Genomic DNA, 19,130 nt, shown 5'->3' with positions numbered 1-19,130 from the left:
ACATTTTCAGGTGAAAGCTATAGACTTACTAACGCTTTATCAAAATCCCATTAAATAGGTTTAAATTGGGTGGCAAAACTCTGCATTTTTCATTGCATTTTTCTGCACTTTTTTATTGCAAAATACAGCTATTAGAAAAAAAGAAGGCTTTTGCCGATTTAGGATTAGCTGAAAGGCTCGGTGATTTAGAAAAACTTTCAAAGGAAGAAGGATTTTTTAATTCGATAAACCAAGGATTAAATAAAGATTCTAAAACCTATGATGAAGTCAAGATCCTCATGAATGGTTACATAAGGATTTAATATTAAGTGCAGAGAAAATCGTTGATAAATTAAACCTAGAGATTAACAGCTTAAATATAAAGTATAGGGAATTGGTTGAAGAGGCAAGAAAAGATATTGAAAAAGTAAAGTCAGAGTGGCAATCACAAAAAGAAAATCTAGATAAAGAAATAGAAAAGTTAATTAAGGAGATACCACTTACAAAATTCAGAAAAAAACATCCAATCTATAAAAAAAGTTCCATTTGATGGAATCATACCTTTTTTTATTGTAATGGTCCCAAAATGTAACCACTTACCATTAGAATTCCATTGGTGGGTAAAACCATTCGAAAATATTGACCAAATTGGTATTGTCATCATCTTTACTTCGAATGTGTAAACAACTTCACTTCGACGGACACAATATCCTAAGTAATCTTTTGTATTGAGACAGTTGTTGATTAATTACCCTTAACTTCCGAGAATCTATATTATGTAAACTGATAAAATGATGCAAAAAAAGATGACAGTAAACCACCCCTATTATTCTTTTTATAAAGAACAAAGCTACAATCTGAATTATTTGCTTTTTTATAGATTATTTTTGCCAATTTCAATAAATTTTGTTTGCCTTTTTGTTTTTCGCGTTTCATTTCTTTACCGTGTTTGTTGGTCACGTTTCTAATCACTCGTCGGTGAGCCGTACAAAATAGCATTATTGTAGTGCGCTTTTTCTTCTTTTATGTTTAAAAACTTCTTATTTATTGCTTCTCCACGTATGAAATCTCCAAATCAGCAACATGTACAGAAAATAACCTATACAAGAATAATAATGCTTCCATTCATCACTATGTCGGAAGTATCCCAGTGCTTCTGCCTGCTTTTCAAACACCGCAACAAATAGACTCATCATGAAAATAAACAAAAATCTTTTAAAAGGGGTCATTCTGTTTGAAACATAAAGAAATAACAAAGTAAATAAGGGCAGTCCAACTAGTGTAAAGGCAATGTTGATTGAAAAAATTTCTGGAAAGGGTCGTATTGGAAATTGATACAATTGTTTTCCGACAAAATATAAGTCAAGATATGTTCCTAGTAAAGATGCAAGTAAAAGGGTTGAGCCAAATGCTGAAAGGTTATGTCTCTTACCGGAATATGATCTTTTTGGCGAGAATGGCAAGCTCGATTTTTTCAATTGTTTCACAGTATTCATCCATAATCTCTCCATCTGCTTCGCAGTTTTGTCTATTTAAGTAATGAATCACTTTCCAATCAACAAACCAATCACCAATTTCAGCTTCTTTATGGGGTACATCTTTCCAGGCATATATAAGTTTTGGGCTATATATTCTCTCCCCTTTTCGGAGCTTACAATTTCTGACCCTTTTTTTATATAATAACCCAGGCAGGGATTCCCTGACATCGTGAAATAGATGTGGCCAATAGTCTTTGCGTGACCCTGAATGAGGTTGGGATGCTGCCCAATCAACTATTTTTTGTAATCTTTTCCTATTCTCAAAGAGAAGAGAATATAAGCGTTTCCCTAATAAAATCCGCTCATGTAAAGAGCTAAAATGATGAAGGGTTTGACCAATCAGTAATGCTTTATCATCGCTTTGTCGATATTTAAAAGGAAAAAGGATATGATTTAGACTTAAAATATCCTGAAGCTTAAATTCAAGCGTATCTATAACACTCTTTTTATAAATAGGGTTTTGTACCACTCTTTTTTCCAGGTAAGATTGTTCATTAATGATCAGAGCAACAGCTAATATATATGGATCTCCATGTTTCCAAAATTGGTTCCATATCGTTTCCATGAATGCAGAGACATTGAAATGATGTAGCAGATGAAATAGACATCTTTTCCGCCGTAAACTTTCTTCATATAATAAAAACTGGGGATAAACATCCTTAAAAATAAGCCAGTTTCCCCGCTCCAAAAATAAGAAGAAAGCCTCCCTCTCCTTCTCTGTGAGCAGGTTTGAAAAAAGATCTCCCTTTAAATCTGTCATATTCCATCCGCCATTCCTTGATACCATATGCCCTAAAAAAGCCCAATGAATCTCTGGGTGAGCCATATAAAATTTTAAGTAGGCTTCTGTTCTGGTAACGTTGTTTCGGTTTAATCTATTTGTCTCTTCTTTAATCTGTTCAATTAATATGCGCTCATCTTCAGATAAATCAAAAACTGCCGTTGCAGCTGTTGTCCATTTCTGTTTCTTCTTTAACTCATTTTTAATTTCCGAAAGAGAATTTGAGTTAAATAGATTTTTTTTATGAATTAGGTCAAGGGCCCAGATTCGCTCCTCCTCCCTTCTTGCTTAAATTAATATTATTGAATATGTACTATGAATATTTTATTCATTTGATAGGAATAAATGATGAAGAGTTTATTCAGGCAAAATAAATAAACAGGCCTTTTACGTGGCCTGTTTATTTCAGTACTTTGGCGGGATTAATTCCGATGTAACAATATATCTCTGGGGAGCATTTCCTACATAATAAAATGGATAGCAAGTGGTAAGAGTCAGGGTAGCCCTTGGCTTTGGAGTAAGGACGGTCCGGTCATCGGCATCGACAATCTTTATTTTTTTCACTTTATAAAGGAAGGTTCCTGCTTTTGTCGAGACAATCAGGCGATCCCCTTTCTCAATGTCTTTGAGGCCCCTAAAAATCGTATCCCGGTGTCCGGAAATCACGCAGTTGTTTAGTTCTCCTGGCAGAGCGCTCCCTTCTACATGCCCTGCTCCCTTTTTTAAAATGTCTTTTCCAGTTCCCTGGTATACCGGAAAAGTCTTATTTAGTTTTGGAATAGACAATTCACCGATTATTTCACCTGTTCTCGGTATGTCGTGATACAGCTTTTTCTTTTCAATAACTCGGGATGAAGTTGCTACGACTGGCATCTCTTTTTGAAATTCCTGATATGACACTTCTAGCTGTGAAGAAGAACGATATCCTTCGTAATAAGCAAGTGTATTCCATCCGAAGAAAACCATACCAATTACTATAAGTAACTTTGGTAAAAGCCCCTTACAAATTTTTATCATACTTTTCTTGTAACCCGCCTTCTCTTATTGTAAAACAACATCCCTATACCACCCATTACAGCAACAATTCCTATTAGCATATTTGTAATATAAGGTGATGCGGTATCTGGGAGCTTTTGATGATTTAGCTCAGTCAATTCTCCGGCAAGATCTGCGATATCCGTCATTTTTTCACCGGCATTAATCGCAAACTCACTTCCGAGCATTTCGGCTGAAACTTGCAAATCAAGTATTTCTATTCCCTGTGTATTAAAAAGTTCAACCAATAAAGCATCGGAAGGAAGATTCTCCATGTTAGCCAGATCCCCAAATGAAATAGGGGTCCTGTTACCAGCTCCATTAACTAGGAAAAACCTTGGAATTAACTGGGCAGAACCCATAATTTGGTCCCAAATCGAAATTAACTCCATTTTTTGTGCATCTGTTATTCCTGCCTCAGGATCAACCGACATCATGAGAGATTCTAGCCTCGCTCCCACTTCCTCCATTTGCGATTCAAGGTTTAACTGATCCAAAGCCATAAAATGATTGAATAGGTTGTCTGCCTCTTCTTCTGTCACTCCAATGGCAGTAAGGAAATTTTCGAATTCTTTCATCAGGCTATCATGATTCCGATAGAAGTCAATTGCTATTTCTAGGTCTTCGATAAACACGTAATCCTCTTCCACTGACTCACCAAATCCAGCTAGCAGCGTATCAAGATCTTCTCTTGACATATCATGAGTTATTAGCAATTCATTCAAATTTTCTGGTGTAATAGGGGTGCCAAGCGCCATCCGCAATTCTTCTACCGTTTCAAAATCTGCAAGCGACAACTCGTAATACGCAAGATATGAAGTTAAATCCTCTATATCCCATCCTAGCTCTGCCAACAGTTGGTTAATTTCTTCCTGTGGTGGCTGGGCAAAGGCACTTCCGGAAAAAGCTAATATAAGTACTGAAGCATACATTATGTTTTTAAACAGCTTCTTCATCTAAATCCTCCTGTGTAATTTTGTTTCAAGGGTATTGTTTGTAAATATTTGCAAAAAATACCTGTTTTTTAAAGTCTATAATCACGACCAGCAGGCATTATAAAATTTGATGCTTCTGTAAATGATATTTCTTAATGGACGCTCGAAACAGAGGTGAGGAGATGAAAAATAGAGGTGGGAGAGTATTTTTTTCGAATTTGGGGAGGCTGACGTATCGTTACCGCTGGATTATAACTTCATCTTGGGCAGTGCTGTTCATCTTTACCTCGATTTTTGCCCAAAGGCTTCCTGAAATGCTGAAGGAAAGCGGGTTTACACCAGAACAAAGCGAATCAGACTTAGGCTTTGAAACACTTGAGGAAAAGCTTGGGATGTCACCCTCTACACTAAATCTGGTATACACAAGTAATCATCTTGATCTGACAGATGAATCACAAACCGAAAGAATCATAGAGTCCCTTCAAAATCTAAAAGACCTTCCTTACGTAACGGCTATACAAATTAACCCTACACAGCGAATAACTCAAAATAAAGGAATCCAATCTGTTATTGTCAAAATGAATTTAAATAATCAGGAGTCCCTTGAAGCTTATCCAGAACTGAGAAAAATGATTACAGCTCCAAATGGTATGAAGTTGTTTATTGATGGTGGCACAGCCACCTTATATGAAATACAGCAGGCAACGAAGCACGACTTGGTGAAGGCAGAAATAATAGGAATTCCGATTGCCTTGCTCGTTCTGCTAATCATTTTCGGAACGTTGGTTGCAGCCTTCCTGCCGGTAATTGTTGGAATGGTCAGTGTATCAGTCACGCTTGGAACCACTTATTTCATATCTCACTATTATGACGTATCCAACTTTCTTCCCAATATAGTAATGATGCTCGGACTTGCCTTAGGGATTGACTACGCACTATTTGTTGTCAGCCGTTTCCGTGAAGAATTAAAACAACATCGCTCTGTAGAAACTGCATTGGCGAGGACAATGGAAAAAGCTGGACATTCTGTCTTTTTTTCAGGTTTTGCCGTATTGATTGGAATGTTTGGCATGCTTTTTATCAGGCTTCCGATTATGTATTCTCTCTGTCTTGGGGGAGTCTTAATTGTATTGATGTCGGTTTTAGTATCAAGCACACTATTGCCCGCATTGCTTGGAATATTTGGACAAGCCATTAATCGTTTACAAGTGTTCCCCGCTTTTCAGAAAAAGCTGGGAAATTCAACTTTATGGAAACGAATTGCCTTTGGAGTGATGAAGCGCCCCGCTTTTTTGACATTGTTCATTAGTCTGTTGCTGATCTTGCTAATGACTCCAGTTGCTAACATGAAGCTTGGTGTCCCTACAGCCGAAGTACTTCCTCCCTCTTATGAATCAAGAATGGGCTCTGACTTGTTCGATCAACACTATGATGACAGGGAAGCAAGTCCGATTTATATTGTGGTAAGATCCCCTGAACCAGCAGCAGAAGAAGATTCTATCGAGGCAATAAAAAATTATGAAGAGAGTATTTCGAAAATAAAAGGTGTTGAAGAAGTAAGAAGCTTTTTAGATACATTCGAGAATCAATCACCTGAAGTGATTGCAGGTCTTCTGCAAACTGATGAAACAACAAGAGAAAATTTGGAAAGCAGGAACCTCTTTCGTGGCGAATATGCTCTTTTAACCGCTATTCCGTCTTATGATCCAGACAGTACTGAAGCTTCTGATTTGGTCAATCAGCTTCGTAATGTAAATTCAGCACCCTTAGAGTCATTTGTAACGGGACATAGCGCTTTGCGTGTTGATATGTTGAGCAGAATTTATGAGGGGCTTCCTTCATTAATTTTCTTTATTATGACAGTGACCTACTTGATTTTGCTTTTTGCCTTTAAATCAGTATTGATCCCTTTAAAAGCTGTTTTAATGAATGTTCTCAGCCTGGGGGCAAGCCTCGGAATTGTTGTTATCGTTTTTCAAAATGGATGGTTTGCCGAAGCGCTGCAAATTACGTCAACTGGCTATGTCAACCTCGTCATGCCCGTTACGATTTTCAGTATTGTGTTTGGGATATCAATGGATTATGAAGTGTTTCTCATTTCAAGGATTATGGAGGAATATGAAAAAACAGGAGACAATGACAAGAGTACAGCTGAGGGGCTTCAAAAAACGGGCGGACTTATCAGCAGTGCGGCTTTAATCCTGATGGCTGTAGTCGGATCCTTTATCTTTACCAATATTGAAATTACGAAAGCACTTGGAGTGGGGCTATTTTGCGCGGTATTTATTGATGCAACCATCATCAGAATCATTGTCGTCCCTGCTTTGATGAAGATGTTAGGACATGCCAACTGGTGGGCACCAAGGTGGCTGTTCGGAAAGTAGGAACATGGCTCTATGCAATTTAAAAATCAGGTTTGATGGATTTTTTTTCAAACCTGATTTTTTTAGTTGCCACTTTTATTCTTATATTCACACAATGTTCATTTATCGATAAAGGAACTTAGCATTTTAATAGAAAAAGTACTAGAGGGGGAGTTTTCATGAAAATAGAAGAAAAATGGCGCAGATGGCGTTCTCCGCTGTTATTAATAGGGGCTGCTGGAATATCAGGGTTAGGAGATTTTATCTTTTTAGTTGCTCTTAATTTATTGGTTTTTCAAATGACTGGTTCTGCGGCCGCTGTAGCTGGATTGTGGATCGTGGGACCACTTGCTTCTATTTTTACAAGATTTTGGGCTGGAAGTATTATAGACCGTACTAATCGAAGGATGTTAATGATATGGACGGATTTGATTCGAGCATTTTTAATTGCGTTAGTTCCTTTCATACCTGAGGTTTTTGGAATTTACATAATCCTTGCGTTAGTCAGTATGGCTAAAGCATTTTTTTCTCCTGCTTCCATTACTTATATTACAGAGCTTGTTCCCGCTTATCAGAGGAAACAATTTAATGCTTTTTACTCTTTAACAAGCTCTGGAGCATTTATATTGGGCCCAGCAATCGCTGGTGTATTGTTTGTCATGGGTTCTGTACATTTGGCAATCTTTATAAATGCCGGTTCCTTTTTGATTTCTGCGATTTTGTTTTTATTTCTGCCAAATCTGCAAAAGAGCAAATCATCGTTTAAGAATCCTTTATCTTTTTCTGCCATTCAAGAAGATGCAAGAACCGTGATGGCTTTTGGCAAAAAAACGCCTGTGTTTATGCTGATACTTGGATTATATTTAGGAACCCTTTTTACAACCTTTGCTATGGATACACAAGAAGTTGTTTTCACTCAAAGTGTTGTTGGTCTTTCGGAACTAGACTATAGCTTACTTATTAGTATTACGGGTATTGGATCGATCCTGGGATCCTTCACCGTTTCTGCTTTTTCAAAAAAACTTTCAATCCGCATGCTTTTTGGCGGCGGACTTCTTATGGTTTCATTCGGTTACCTGCTATATGCTTTTAGTACATCATTCAATATGATTGCAATAGGATTCGTGATTCTTGGCTTTTTTAATTCCTTTTCTAACACAGGATACAACACATTTTATCAATATCATGTACCTATTGAAATTATGGGACGAGTTACAAGCTTCTATGGACTCATCCAAAGTGCCGGGCAGATCCTTTTAGTCATAAGCGTTGGTCTTGCAGCAGATATTTTTCCACTACGATCTATTATCATTTTACTGTCACTTGTAAACGTTATCTCAATCGTCAGCCTACTCATTCTTATGAAACATCGGAAATATCAGTCAGTCTTTACAAACGTTGATTTAAATGAAAGTATTAAAGTTTCATAATATTTTAATACCTTGAATATTGGATTAAAGAAAGTCAATAGAATTATGCATTACCTCCGTCAATATGTGTTTATTAAGACAAAAGGAATGATGCGCAATGAAACCTAATCTATATCGGGTAAATGCTTTTGCAACGGACTTAACTTCAGGCAATCCAGCCTATGTCGTTAAATTGAGTAAACCAAAATCAGATTTTTGGATGCAGCAAGTAGCTAAAGAGCTAAATCTGCCAATCACTGCTTTTCTTATAAACACTCAAGACAAAAGATTTGCACTAAAATGGTTTACCCCTTCACAAGAAATAAGTTTATGCGGACACGGTACTATGGCTGCTGCGCATGTCTTATGGGAAGAAAATGATATTGCAAAAGATACTCCCATTTACTTTGATACCAAAGCTGGCAATTTAAAAATAAACTATAGGAATGAAGGAATACAGATGGCTTTCCCCTCAGATTCACCTGAGCCAGCAGATGATGTCCCTAGTCTGCTTAAGCAAGCATTGCCAGTACCCACAAAAAATGTAGAACAAAACAAAGATCGTTATATAGTAGAACTGGACAACGAGGAAATATTAAAAAGTTTAAAGCCCGACTTTGATTTAATCTCTAACCTTTCTGTTACCGGAGTAGTTGTAACAAGTTTATCAGACGAGTATGACTTTATTTCACGATATTTTGCTCCGTCTATTGGAATAGACGAAGATTTTGTAACAGGGTCTGCTCATTGCGGTCTTACGCCATACTGGAGTAAAAGGCTAGGGAAAAATAAACTACATGCGTTTCAAGCATCTGGAAGAGGCGGTGAACTCTACCTAGAGCAAAAAAAAGATTTAATATATATAACGGGTAAAGCTTATACAGTGTATAAAGGAACATTACTCTAAATACCAGGATCTAAATACAAGATTTCACGCTATTACAAATACCGTGTCTTTGCAATTTGTTCATGATGTCTTTGCTTCAACCCAAGAGAAATTAAATAAAATGTAAACAAAAAAAGTAAATAAACAGCTAAAGGACATAGCAGAATCCATTGAGCATAGTATAAAAAGTCTTTTGATTCACCTAGCAAGCCAGACCATTCATTTGTCATGGATGTGTATTTTGTCGCCATTAGCGGGAAGCTGGTCCCTCCTAGAAATAAATTAAAGATTGCTAATTGACCTATCAAATGTAAAACTTGAATGGTTTCGTTTACAAAAAGGATTAAAAGATTTCCTTTTAGAATCGGGACAATATGCTTTTTCATAATATGGATTCTGGATCCGCCTAATGTTTGAGAGGCCATAACAAATAAACTATTTTTTGTTTCAACCGTTTTGGCATAGACGACATTGTAAACGCCTGAAATTCCAAGAATTGTCATAAGTGCACCTTGAATCAATATTAAAGAAAGGATGGAGAGTACTGGCTCAATATTAATACCAACCATGACGAAGTAAATAATAATGAACGTCGGTATACTGCTCAAGATTGGAATGCGGTTATTTTTTACTTCCGCATTTTTCAACGATAATCCCATGATAATTCCAAGTATGGTTCCGATTACTGTTCTTAATAAAGCGACAATTATGGTTGTAAAGACGGTATATTTCGCACCATATAATAGTTTAGTTAGAATGTCATACCCATATTTATCTGTTCCCAGCCAGAAGTCCTGCGATGGAGGTGACGGCGGCCCTATTATCTCTCCCCCATTCTGAAGGCTATAGAATATTTGTTGTTTGTAATCTTCATCATAAGGTGCAATTGCTGGACCAAAGATAGCAATAAATATAAAAAAACTAAGTAAAAGCATTCCGATTATAAGCTTATAGTTAATGGACTTAGTCATGACGAAGAATCCTTTCTACGAGGAGAATCAACATTTTCAGATAAAAGAACAGGATTACATACAATAGGAATAAGGCAAAAAAACAAAAGATTACTAAATTATACTGATATCCAAATTTCATCTGATGCTGAAATAGCAAGGCTGTAATTCCACCGGTATTAAAGAGGTACTCAACAATAAATAGATTACTTATCATGATTGCAAGAATCTTATGGAGGTCTGCTTTTAGAAAAGGAGTAACATTGGATGTGACATGATAAAGGTAAATCTTTCTTTTCTTAATTCCTTTTGAAATGGCTGTAAGGATATAATCTTCCCGCAATACATCTTGAGTTCTTTCATTTAATGTCCTCACAGTATAAAGAAGCGGGATTAAGACCAATGTGAAAAGAGGTAACAGAATTGCTGGGTCTTCTGTACTAGAGGAGGCCACTTTTGCCAATTTCACACCCGTCTTCTGATAAATAAAGGCAACTGAAAATTGAAGAATCGTGATCAGAATAAAGTCTGGAATCATCCCCAAAAAACCCAAAAAGTTATTCAATACCTTATCGCTCTTTTTCCAAAAATAAATGCCAAAGATAAAAGACAAAACTAGTACGATCAAACTTGACCAGAATAAATAGAAAAAAGATGAATTAATGTAACGAGATAGATCCGTGAATAAAGATCTAGTCCGATCACCTAACTCATAATAATAGGAGCTGCCTGTAAATAACCCGCTAAAGAATTGCCTGATTTCTACCAGTATCACATGGAATTGAATCTCAACTCTGTCCCCCATATTAAAAACTGCAAGCGGAAAAGCAGCTATAACTAATAAAATTGCGACACTTACTATATGTATCAATGAACTTTTTATCAGTTTCATATATGTTCTCCTTTTCCAGATAGCAGAAAATTACAAATACTCTACCATACTATAATACTAAATTACGATAAACAAGGTCTTTTTTTCCAGTAATGCTATCATCCTTTCTATATAAAAAGCGTCCTACAAAGAGTAGTAACGCTTCATTAATAGTTCATATCGCTCTATTCAAAAAATACTTCTCTCACGATTGTATTACAAAAGTCTCCCATCCGTCATATTCTCCTTCGAAATTTTCAGCAACCTCAATTAATAGATCCGTGACATTATTAATAGAATGAAGATCAACCTTATCTTCCCTAGAAATACAAACAGCATAATGCTCCTCCTCTTCCATCTCGTTTGATTGATCTTCAATTGTGAAACCTTCCTTTTTGATTGCCTTAATAAAACGATTCATCATTTTTTCATCTGCAAAAAAGATCGAATGTTCAACTTTTCTTGGAACTTCTAACGAATCCCCTGATTGTTCTAAAGAATCAACAACTTGGCGATTCCCCATATGCTGCTGCTGATACTTATTCGGGTATAAGAAATCAAAATAAAACTCCCAGGTTTCATCCTCTTGTATATCAAATATTTCAAAATTATAATGGGCTGGCTTAATAAAACGGTCAGCAGCTTCTATTAATACATGTTTTTGCTCCTGATTTGAATAAAAAATAACCTCTCTTACTCCATCAGAAGTTATTCTCCCAACGTTGATAAAATTTTTTGATTGTACAAAGTCATTGAACGTATCTTCCAGAATATTTAGCCGGTCCGCTTCCTCATCTATTGGGAAACCATCCTCGTTTGGATTTTTTAATTTGATTCTTACTGCAAATCCATGATTATATTCTTCTGTATCAATCTCCTGCCAAACATCCATATCTAGTAAGACTGAAGCAATTTTATCTTCCATATAGCCAAAATAGATATCCCAACGCTCTGACATAGTTAAACACTCCCTTAATTAGGTATATGACCCAAAACTTGAACATGCTTTGTTACTTTTTATTCTACTTCATAAGTATATTTAGCATAAAATACACTCTGAAAGATTGTTTATAAAATTTATTAAATCAATAAAACTCCAAATAAATCAAATATAGCGAATATAGAATAGCATTCTATATTCGCTACATAACAACTCTTCTTACGATAAACTAATTGAAGTCCTTATGAACTGCTTTTACGATTTCATCTGAAAAAAGCTCTAAGAAGTATTCACCCCATTCAGCTTTTGCCTTTCTCGGGTCACCCAAAATACCAACTTCTGTAATACCGACTATCCCGTTTTTAAACAACTTATTTAAAACATCCCCTGTCATTGGGCCGATATACCCAGGCGTAGCTTTAGTCATATCGACTTGATCGGGGGCAATATGAAGCATTACAGATGTTTCCATTGCTCCTCCGTGTCCGCAGCTTCCTTCAACCAGTCCAAACTTCTTTTCAAACTGTGCCATGAGATCCATCAGCTGCATTAGAGATAACGCACTGCTAAATTGCATTTCGGGATGCATCTCTTTAAGGTTCTGAACGATCTTCTCATTTTCATTAAAGTTTCCTCCATGAGAAGAGAAAATAATAACCTTTTTGAAGCCATGTTTTTTATAGCTTGTGACATAATCCTCTATGATCCCACGGTACACTTCTGGACGAAGCGTTAAACTTCCGGCCATCGGAATATGGTGCTCCGACAATCCAGGACGAATAACGGGGGCAACCAGTGCGTTGCCAAGCTTTTCAGCTACAAGAAGTGCAACTGCCTGACCAATTACTGTATCAGTCAGTTCAGATAAATGAAAACCATGTTGCTCCACTGATGCTGTACAAATAATTACGGTATCCATTCCATCTTCAATTTTCTCTTTAACCGTTGGCCAATTCATGTGTTCAAGCAAGTAATCTTTGGTTTTCAAAAGATCTCCTCCAATGTTTTATTTGTACACCGTTAGTTAGTAAAATAATACTTACCTGTTTCTTCGCTGTTTATAGTTTAGAAACCTCTTTGTATATAACTTTTATTCTCTATTAACAAACATATGTATCACTTATTTCTCATTGGTTATTCACATATCAAATCAAGTAATGTCATACATTTATTAAGTATTGGTATAATTTATCTCTATTTTATTCTGTATCCTAATGAGAAAGGATGACTTCTATGATAATTCATGTGGTGCAGTCTGGAGATACCTTGTGGAGAATTTCTCAAAGATATGGCGTAACAACAGATCAAATTATCGCTGCAAATCAACTGCCAAATCCAAACCAATTAGTTATTGGGCAGGCGTTGGTTATACCGGAAATTGCCCGATATCACATCATTCAACCAGGTGAATCGTTATGGGGTATTGCCCAAAGGTATGGGGTTACGATTGAGTCCATTCTTAATGAAAATCAAATTCAAGATCCGGATGTCATTTATCCTGGGCAACGGTTACGAATTCCATCTGACTTTCACGTAGTAAAACAGGGTGAAACACTTTGGGCAATTTCCGTCAAATATGGTGTTCCTATCCAAGATATTGTTCGTGTTAATCGAATCACAGATCCATCTAGAATATTTCCTGGTCAGCGTTTGATTATTCCAGAGAAAGCGAAGCCGCTTAAAGAAGTGAATGCTTATATTACAAGCTTTGATCATAGCGGACAGCAAATAGTAAGGGAGATTGGTCAGTATTTAACATATGTTACTCCCTTCAGTTATCAAGTTAGAGCCGATGGGACGTTACGAAATATCAATGAAACAGAGTTATTGAATGTTGCAAGGACTGTAAATGTGTCTTCTTTAATGGTATTAACTAATTTTAGTGAAGGTGAATTTAGTTCAGAGCTTGCACATCAAATTTTTATCAATACTTCTATTCAGGACACATTGATCGATAACATCATTCAAGTGATGCAACAAAAGGGATATATTGGGTTAAATATTGATTTTGAATACTTATACCAACAAGATCGAGAGAATTATAACGCTTTTTTACGGCGGGTTGTAAGACGTCTGCGTCCATTAGGCTTTTCAGTATCAACTGCGGTTGCACCAAAGTATTCCGCTGAACAAAAAGGACTGTTATATGAAGCCCATGATTATGCTGCGCATGGCGAAATTGTCGATTTTGTTGTGATTATGACCTATGAATGGGGCTGGTCTGGCGGACCGCCGATGGCTGTAGCTCCGATTAATGAGGTGCGACAAGTTATTCAATATGCTCTTTCCGAAATGCCGAATAATAAAATTATGATGGGTATGCCTTTGTATGGGTATGATTGGACACTTCCATATGTACAAGGTGGTCCTTGGGCTCAAACACTAAGTCCGCAGGCAGCTGTCGCGCGAGCTGCTCAATTTGGTGCTGCTATACAATTTGATGAAAGAGCAATGTCACCATTCTATAGGTATTATGATGCCCAGGGCAAAGAACATATTGTTTGGTTTGAAGACGCCCGAAGCGTGCAAGCAAAATATGATTTGGTAAAGGAACTCAACTTACGCGGAGTCAGTTATTGGGTTCTCGGAAATCCGTTCCCGCAGAATTGGCTTGTACTGGCAGACAATTTCCGTATTCAGAAATTCTAGCTGATTTGGAGCTCGAACACTTTATGAGAGGAGGCAGCTACTCTGCTTATTCATGTCGTTCAAAGAGGAGAAATGCTATGGCAGATAGCGAATCGTTATCGTGTAACCATTGCACAGATTGTTGAAACAAATGAATTAGTAAACCCCAATCAATTAGCTGTGGGACAGTCGCTCGTGATACCGACCGTTGATGTGAACCATATTGTAAGACCCGGTGAGGCATTGTGGATGATTGCACAGCGGTATGGGACGACAGTTGATGCACTTATAAGAGCCAATCAAATTACAAATCCATCTCTCATCTATCCTGGTACCCGCTTAATCATTCCCGCTCTTCAACATACTATACAGCCTGGTGAAACATTATGGCAGATCACAAATCGCTACGGAACAACGATTCAGGCTATCATAAAAGCCAATCAAATCCAAAATCCTGACCTTCTATATCCAGGTGTAACCCTCATTATTCCAAGGCGAAAGCCCACCATTGTATCGAACGCTTTTACGTATCATTCAGGTGCAGAGGCTGAACGAATTGTTGGAGAAATTGCTGAACATTTAACTTATCTTGCTACTTTTGCATATGTGATACAACCGGACGGATCCTTACAGCTTTTTATGGAAGATGATACAGACGCTATCCAAGCTGGTTTAGCTCAAGGTGCAGTGCCCATGATGTCGATTACAAATTTTACGGTAACAGAAGCAGGGGAAAATATTGCCCATGCTGTATTAGCTAGTGAGGAAAACAGAGAAAGACTATTGACCAATATTTTATCGGTGATGAAAGCAAAAGGATATCAAGGATTAAATATTGATTTTGAAAATGTCTTGCCGCAAGACCGTGAACTGTATAATCAATTTCTTCAGCGTGCCGTTGATACTCTGCATCAAGAAGGATTTTTTGTCTCCACTTCTTTAGCACCCAAGATAAGCGGCGAGCAAAAAGGTTTGTTATATGAAGCCTATGATTATCCAGCTCATGGAAGAATCGCAGACTTTGTTGTCCTCATGACCTATGAATGGGGCTATCGGAAAGGACCGCCACGAGCGATATCTCCATTAAATGAAATTAAACGAGTCCTCGATTATGCTGTATCTGTCATTCCGCGGAAAAAAATCCTAATGGGATTTCAATTATATGCAAGGGATTGGCTCATTCCTCATGTCCAAGGACAAGAAGCAGAAACGTTTAGTCCACAGGAAGCCATTGCCCGAGCTGTAAGATACGGAGCCACTATTCAATATGACTCGATTGCCGCATCCCCTTTCTACCGGTATACAGATGAACAAGGCAGGGGTCATGAAGTGTGGTTTGAAGATGCAAGAAGTGCCCAAGCAAAATTTGATACGATTAAAGACTATAATTTATTAGGGGTCAGCTATTGGGTCTTAGGATATTCATTTCCTCAAAATTGGGTATTGCTTGAAGATAATTTTAAAATTAGAAAATTAATCTAGCGGTTAAAAATGAGATTAAACCTTCCGTTATATCTGGCGGAAGGTTTGTATCGTGTTCCTTAGCTACGCTACGCTGGTTATGTGCCGTTCCTCACCGGTTATGTGCCAGTCCACTTGATGTATGTGCCGGTCCACTCGATGTATGTGCCAGTCCACTCGATTTATGTGCCGGTCCACTCTATTTATATGCCAGTTCACTCGATTTATGTGCCGTTCCTCAACGGTTATGTGCTGTTCCACGTCATTTATTTGTGTTTTCTTGTTCAACACGATCCATCTCATTTTCCTCAGCAAATTCTGCTGCATATTTTACATTTTGCAGCGGTGCAGGACCTCGGAGTCTCAGACGCTGTTCTCTATCCGGATATATACGGTTTTTCATATAGATATGGAACAGAATTTCAACAGCCGTGATTGCTAGGGTTGCAAAAAAGCTAGCGACCAGGACAGTCCATGTTTGCTCAACCATAAAATAGCTTAAAAAGCCAATTGTTGCAAAGGACAGAATAAAATCCCCAATGGTTGCAGCTGTATTTCCCATTCTTAAGATCCCAAGATCACCAACTACATAGGAAATAATAGTAGTTACAACGGTTATAAGTAAAACTGTGCTCAATGGCGGGTCAAATATACTCAAAAATGAAAGGATTACAACGCCCATAATGATAAATTTAGCTAATATTGCCCATACATGTTTCATGCAGTTCTCTCCTATCTGCCCAAATATTTAGTCTTTGGCAAGATTTAAGGCTGTTTCCGTTATTTGATAATCGACATTCAACTGTTCTTTAATGTCACTTGGATGATAGATTCCTTTTGTGATCATATAATTGGAGATTATTTCATGTGTGTTGACTGCATTTCTTAATTCCTCCCGTAAAACCTCTTTTAATTCGGGAGTTGTTGTTTCAGTAATCGCAAACGCTAAATTGCGGATTCCAGCTTTTGATGAAACCAGAAAATCTGCAGCGATTACATGGTCTGTTAAACCACCCATACCCATTAATTTTTTCAAAAGTGTGTTCATTTGATTATTAACTCCTATTTTTTAATATCTCTTGCAAACGATTAATAAATTTAGTTCCGGAATAAACATCATTTACTAAAAGTGCTTTTAATTCTTCATCCTGTACAAAACTTTTCATCGTAACGGATTTTGTCAGGGAAAGATTTTTAAAAACCAGTAATTCATGAGCTTCGAGTGTTTCATGCAAACCTAAATGTGTGGCCATTGTCATTCTCCTTCTATTCCTTTATGAATTATAGTTCTCCATTTTACAGTGGTTCTATAAAGGAATATTATGACAAATGTGGGAAGAACCATTTCACTATAAATTGATCTGTTAATAGAATGAATTGATTCGAACAATGGAAAATTAAACATGTTTACAATGGAGGGTGATAGAAAATGGAACAACACACAAAGCTTGCATTTCATGAAACAATGGATACTCATGAGCTCATTAATTTTAAAACGATTTGTTTAATGAAATCTAAATTAATGCAAGGTATTTGCTTTGATAATGATTTAAAGGCACTTATGGAAAAAGATGTGCAGCAATCAATTGAAGATTTAAAAGAATTAAAAAGTCTTTATGAAGGAGCTCGAACACATATTTCTTAGTGAGGTGAAATCAATGAATCAGGATTATTTAGATCCTAAGTATGCAGAAGGAATGCCGAAAATGGCAGACTCTGCCTTTGCGATGGATCTTTTATCATCTATTAAAACCGGGATTCGTTACTATGCAGTTGCTATAACTGAAACCGCGAGTCCGCAATTAAGAAGAGTTCTTTTTAATCAAATGGAAAAAGCAATTGATTTACACACAGAAGTAACGGATCTGATGCTGGCAAAAGGCTGGCTTTATCCGCATGATATAGGCAAACAGGTAGAACTCGATTGGAAATCCGCTGACATGGCACTCAGTATTGCCGAGATGAACCTATATCCAATTGATACCGATCGGCTTGGAACATTTGCCACCCCGTACCAATAAAAAAGGAGCCAAAATGATGAAAGCTGTTACTTATCAAGGAATTAAAAATGTTGCAGTAAAAGAAGTGGAAGATCCAAAAATTCAAAAAGCCGATGATATCATCATCAAGGTAACTTCTTCTGCGATTTGCGGGTCAGATTTGCATTTGATTCACGGAATGGTACCAAATATGCCAGAGAATTTTATTATTGGGCATGAACCTATAGGAATTGTTGAGGAAGTCGGCCCCGATGTAAAGAAGGTGAAGAAAGGCGATCGGGTCATCGTCCCATTTAATATTAGCTGCGGCCACTGCTGGTACTGCGAAAATGGGTACACAAGCCAATGTGATGAAGCAAACCCTCATGGAGAGATGGGAGCCTATTTTGGATATTCGGAAACGGCTGGCGGATATGCAGGGGGTCAGGCTGAGTATTTACGGGTTCCTTATGGGAATTTTACTCCGTTTCGTCTGCCTGAAGACTGCGAGGTTGAAGATGACCAGTTAGTGTTACTTGCTGATGCCGCTTCGACTGCCTACTGGAGTGTTGAAAATGCAGGAGTTAAGGATGGGGATACCGTCATTATTCTTGGGTGTGGACCGGTTGGCTTATTAGCTCAAAAATTTGCATGGCTAAAAGGTGCAAAACGGGTTATTGCTGTTGACTATGTCGATTACCGACTGGAACATGCGAAGAGAACCAATAAAGTTGAAATCGTGAACTTTGAGTCTGAACAGTATATTGGAGAGCACTTAAAAGAAATGACAAACGGAGGTGCCGACGTTGTTATAGACTGTGTAGGAATGGACGGAAAAATGACACCTATGGAATTTTTAGCAACCGGTTTAAAGCTGCACGGCGGATCCATGGGTGCGATTGTAACTGCTGCACAGGCTGTTAAAAAATGCGGAACTGTTCAATTAACCGGAATCTATGGAAGCAGATATAATGCATTTCCACTCGGTGATTTCTTTCAGAGAAATATTCAGATGAGAATGGGACAAGCTCATGTCATTCCTATTATTCCTCATCTTTATGAGCTGGTTAGCCAAGGTAAAGTAAATCTAGCCGACATTGTAACTCATCATTTGCCATTAGAAGAAGCGAAAAAAGGATATGAACTCTTTGACACCAAAACAGATAATTGTATAAAAGTAATACTAAAACCACATTAAAAACTCAGCCCTTTATTGGACTGAGTTTTATTACTTAGTCTTGGTTACTGTCAGCCATTAATATGGAGCGGAAGGAAAGGAACATTAAAGCACCAAGTAACTGTTATAATAAACGGATTTGTAACAACACCTATCTATCGTCATCTCTTTTTTAATTTGTTTTTTTGCTTGCGGCCC

Annotated in this window: 19 protein-coding genes; 8 read left to right on the top strand and 11 right to left on the bottom strand. The window is 37.3% G+C overall.

The genetic code is table 11. The annotated features are described in order from the left end of the window. Positions 1–1,019 precede the first annotated feature (1,019 nt). From MLE14_RS22600 to MLE14_RS08625, 4 genes are all read right to left on the bottom strand, one after another. A complete protein-coding gene (locus MLE14_RS22600; RefSeq protein WP_313897742.1) occupies positions 1,020–1,475 on the bottom strand; it encodes a CBO0543 family protein in 456 nt (151 codons plus the stop codon). Beyond that, positions 1,408–2,565, bottom strand: coding sequence for a DUF2515 domain-containing protein (locus MLE14_RS08635; protein ID WP_243297962.1), 1,158 nt, complete (start codon positions 2,563–2,565; stop codon positions 1,408–1,410). Before MLE14_RS08635 ends, MLE14_RS22600 begins: the two co-directional genes overlap by 68 nt. Before the next feature lie 138 nt (positions 2,566–2,703). Further along, positions 2,704–3,315 carry a class D sortase gene (locus tag MLE14_RS08630; protein WP_243297955.1) on the bottom strand — a complete coding sequence of 204 codons (612 nt, stop codon included), beginning with the start codon at positions 3,313–3,315 and terminating at the stop codon, positions 2,704–2,706. Beyond that, positions 3,312–4,289 (bottom strand): processed acidic surface protein, encoded by a 978-nt coding sequence (locus MLE14_RS08625; protein ID WP_243297954.1) that lies wholly within the window; start codon positions 4,287–4,289, stop codon positions 3,312–3,314. The genes MLE14_RS08630 and MLE14_RS08625 overlap by 4 nt, the downstream gene beginning before the upstream one ends. Positions 4,290–4,450: 161 nt before the next feature. On the opposite strand from MLE14_RS08625, the gene MLE14_RS08620 reads away from it, so the two are divergent. From MLE14_RS08620 to MLE14_RS08610, 3 genes are all read left to right on the top strand, one after another. Next, positions 4,451–6,652 (top strand): MMPL family transporter, encoded by a 2,202-nt coding sequence (locus MLE14_RS08620; RefSeq protein WP_243297953.1) that lies wholly within the window; start codon positions 4,451–4,453, stop codon positions 6,650–6,652. A gap of 158 nt (positions 6,653–6,810) precedes the next feature. Then, positions 6,811–8,061, top strand: a complete 1,251-nt coding sequence (locus tag MLE14_RS08615) for an MFS transporter (RefSeq protein ID WP_243297952.1) — start codon at positions 6,811–6,813, stop codon at positions 8,059–8,061. A 97-nt stretch (positions 8,062–8,158) separates the two neighbouring features. Next, on the top strand, positions 8,159–8,947 hold the full coding sequence (locus MLE14_RS08610) for a PhzF family phenazine biosynthesis protein (protein WP_243297951.1): 789 nt from the start codon (positions 8,159–8,161) through the stop codon (positions 8,945–8,947). Between the two features lie 32 nt (positions 8,948–8,979). Here the strand turns inward: MLE14_RS08610 and MLE14_RS08605 are convergent, their stop codons facing one another. The 4 genes from MLE14_RS08605 to MLE14_RS08590 form a co-directional block, all read right to left on the bottom strand. Continuing rightward, positions 8,980–9,897, bottom strand: a complete 918-nt coding sequence (locus MLE14_RS08605; protein ID WP_243297950.1) for an ABC transporter permease — start codon at positions 9,895–9,897, stop codon at positions 8,980–8,982. Next, positions 9,890–10,768: an ABC transporter permease subunit gene (locus MLE14_RS08600; RefSeq protein ID WP_243297949.1), complete on the bottom strand. Its 879-nt coding sequence runs from the start codon at positions 10,766–10,768 to the stop codon at positions 9,890–9,892. The genes MLE14_RS08605 and MLE14_RS08600 overlap by 8 nt, the downstream gene beginning before the upstream one ends. A gap of 184 nt (positions 10,769–10,952) precedes the next feature. Beyond that, positions 10,953–11,705 (bottom strand): DUF695 domain-containing protein, encoded by a 753-nt coding sequence (locus MLE14_RS08595; RefSeq protein ID WP_243297948.1) that lies wholly within the window; start codon positions 11,703–11,705, stop codon positions 10,953–10,955. Positions 11,706–11,916: 211 nt separating this feature from the next. Beyond that, positions 11,917–12,675 carry a creatininase family protein gene (locus MLE14_RS08590; RefSeq protein WP_243297947.1) on the bottom strand — a complete coding sequence of 253 codons (759 nt, stop codon included), beginning with the start codon at positions 12,673–12,675 and terminating at the stop codon, positions 11,917–11,919. Positions 12,676–12,920: 245 nt separating this feature from the next. Here MLE14_RS08590 and MLE14_RS08585 point away from each other — a divergent pair, with 245 nt between their 5' ends. Further along, positions 12,921–14,336: a glycoside hydrolase family 18 protein gene (locus MLE14_RS08585; protein ID WP_243297946.1), complete on the top strand. Its 1,416-nt coding sequence runs from the start codon at positions 12,921–12,923 to the stop codon at positions 14,334–14,336. A 42-nt stretch (positions 14,337–14,378) separates the two neighbouring features. Then, positions 14,379–15,797 carry a LysM peptidoglycan-binding domain-containing protein gene (locus MLE14_RS08580; protein ID WP_243297961.1) on the top strand — a complete coding sequence of 473 codons (1,419 nt, stop codon included), beginning with the start codon at positions 14,379–14,381 and terminating at the stop codon, positions 15,795–15,797. Positions 15,798–16,038: 241 nt separating this feature from the next. Here the strand turns inward: MLE14_RS08580 and MLE14_RS08575 are convergent, their stop codons facing one another. Genes MLE14_RS08575 through MLE14_RS08565 form a run of 3 tightly spaced genes read right to left on the bottom strand, consistent with a single transcriptional unit; the run spans position 16,039 to position 17,029 of the window. Next, the gene (locus tag MLE14_RS08575; protein ID WP_243297945.1) at positions 16,039–16,497 is read right to left on the bottom strand and encodes a YndM family protein; all 459 of its coding nucleotides are present in this window, start codon (positions 16,495–16,497) and stop codon (positions 16,039–16,041) included. 27 nt (positions 16,498–16,524) lie between these two features. After that, positions 16,525–16,824: a spore coat protein gene (locus MLE14_RS08570; protein ID WP_243297944.1), complete on the bottom strand. Its 300-nt coding sequence runs from the start codon at positions 16,822–16,824 to the stop codon at positions 16,525–16,527. A gap of 7 nt (positions 16,825–16,831) precedes the next feature. Further along, a complete protein-coding gene (locus tag MLE14_RS08565; RefSeq protein ID WP_243297943.1) occupies positions 16,832–17,029 on the bottom strand; it encodes a hypothetical protein in 198 nt (65 codons plus the stop codon). A gap of 176 nt (positions 17,030–17,205) precedes the next feature. Between MLE14_RS08565 and MLE14_RS08560 the strand changes: the two genes are divergently transcribed. Genes MLE14_RS08560 through MLE14_RS08550 form a run of 3 tightly spaced genes read left to right on the top strand, consistent with a single transcriptional unit; the run spans position 17,206 to position 18,953 of the window. After that, a complete protein-coding gene (locus MLE14_RS08560; protein ID WP_243297942.1) occupies positions 17,206–17,421 on the top strand; it encodes a spore coat protein in 216 nt (71 codons plus the stop codon). Between the two features lie 13 nt (positions 17,422–17,434). Continuing rightward, positions 17,435–17,797, top strand: coding sequence for a spore coat protein (locus MLE14_RS08555; protein WP_243297941.1), 363 nt, complete (start codon positions 17,435–17,437; stop codon positions 17,795–17,797). Positions 17,798–17,813: 16 nt separating this feature from the next. Then, entirely contained in the window at positions 17,814–18,953 is a 1,140-nt protein-coding gene (locus tag MLE14_RS08550; RefSeq protein ID WP_243297940.1) for a zinc-dependent alcohol dehydrogenase, read from the top strand. Positions 18,954–19,130 lie beyond the last annotated feature (177 nt).

The organism is Bacillus litorisediminis, assembly GCF_022808645.1.
In the GTDB taxonomy this organism is placed as follows: domain Bacteria; phylum Bacillota; class Bacilli; order Bacillales; family JC228; genus Bacillus_BF; species Bacillus_BF litorisediminis.
The sequence above is the reverse complement of the archived record's forward strand: the minus strand, read 5'-3'. Positions and strand labels throughout refer to the sequence as shown.

Excerpts from the sequence above, each read along its gene's own strand:
- MLE14_RS08570 (WP_243297944.1), bottom strand. The coding sequence starts at position 16,824 with ATGAACACACTTTTGAAAAAATTAATGGGTATGGGTGGTTTAACAGAC.
- MLE14_RS08560 (WP_243297942.1), top strand. The coding sequence starts at position 17,206 with ATGGAACAACACACAAAGCTTGCATTTCATGAAACAATGGATACTCAT.
- MLE14_RS22600 (WP_313897742.1), bottom strand. The coding sequence starts at position 1,475 with ATGAATACTGTGAAACAATTGAAAAAATCGAGCTTGCCATTCTCGCCA.
- MLE14_RS08620 (WP_243297953.1), top strand. The coding sequence starts at position 4,451 with ATGAAAAATAGAGGTGGGAGAGTATTTTTTTCGAATTTGGGGAGGCTG.
- MLE14_RS08550 (WP_243297940.1), top strand. The coding sequence starts at position 17,814 with ATGAAAGCTGTTACTTATCAAGGAATTAAAAATGTTGCAGTAAAAGAA.
- MLE14_RS08585 (WP_243297946.1), top strand. The coding sequence starts at position 12,921 with ATGATAATTCATGTGGTGCAGTCTGGAGATACCTTGTGGAGAATTTCT.
- MLE14_RS08610 (WP_243297951.1), top strand. The coding sequence starts at position 8,159 with ATGAAACCTAATCTATATCGGGTAAATGCTTTTGCAACGGACTTAACT.
- MLE14_RS08575 (WP_243297945.1), bottom strand. The coding sequence starts at position 16,497 with ATGAAACATGTATGGGCAATATTAGCTAAATTTATCATTATGGGCGTT.
- MLE14_RS08595 (WP_243297948.1), bottom strand. The coding sequence starts at position 11,705 with ATGTCAGAGCGTTGGGATATCTATTTTGGCTATATGGAAGATAAAATT.
- MLE14_RS08630 (WP_243297955.1), bottom strand. The coding sequence starts at position 3,315 with ATGATAAAAATTTGTAAGGGGCTTTTACCAAAGTTACTTATAGTAATT.
- MLE14_RS08555 (WP_243297941.1), top strand. The coding sequence starts at position 17,435 with ATGAATCAGGATTATTTAGATCCTAAGTATGCAGAAGGAATGCCGAAA.
- MLE14_RS08615 (WP_243297952.1), top strand. The coding sequence starts at position 6,811 with ATGAAAATAGAAGAAAAATGGCGCAGATGGCGTTCTCCGCTGTTATTA.
- MLE14_RS08565 (WP_243297943.1), bottom strand. The coding sequence starts at position 17,029 with ATGGCCACACATTTAGGTTTGCATGAAACACTCGAAGCTCATGAATTA.
- MLE14_RS08600 (WP_243297949.1), bottom strand. The coding sequence starts at position 10,768 with ATGAAACTGATAAAAAGTTCATTGATACATATAGTAAGTGTCGCAATT.
- MLE14_RS08625 (WP_243297954.1), bottom strand. The coding sequence starts at position 4,289 with ATGAAGAAGCTGTTTAAAAACATAATGTATGCTTCAGTACTTATATTA.
- MLE14_RS08605 (WP_243297950.1), bottom strand. The coding sequence starts at position 9,897 with ATGACTAAGTCCATTAACTATAAGCTTATAATCGGAATGCTTTTACTT.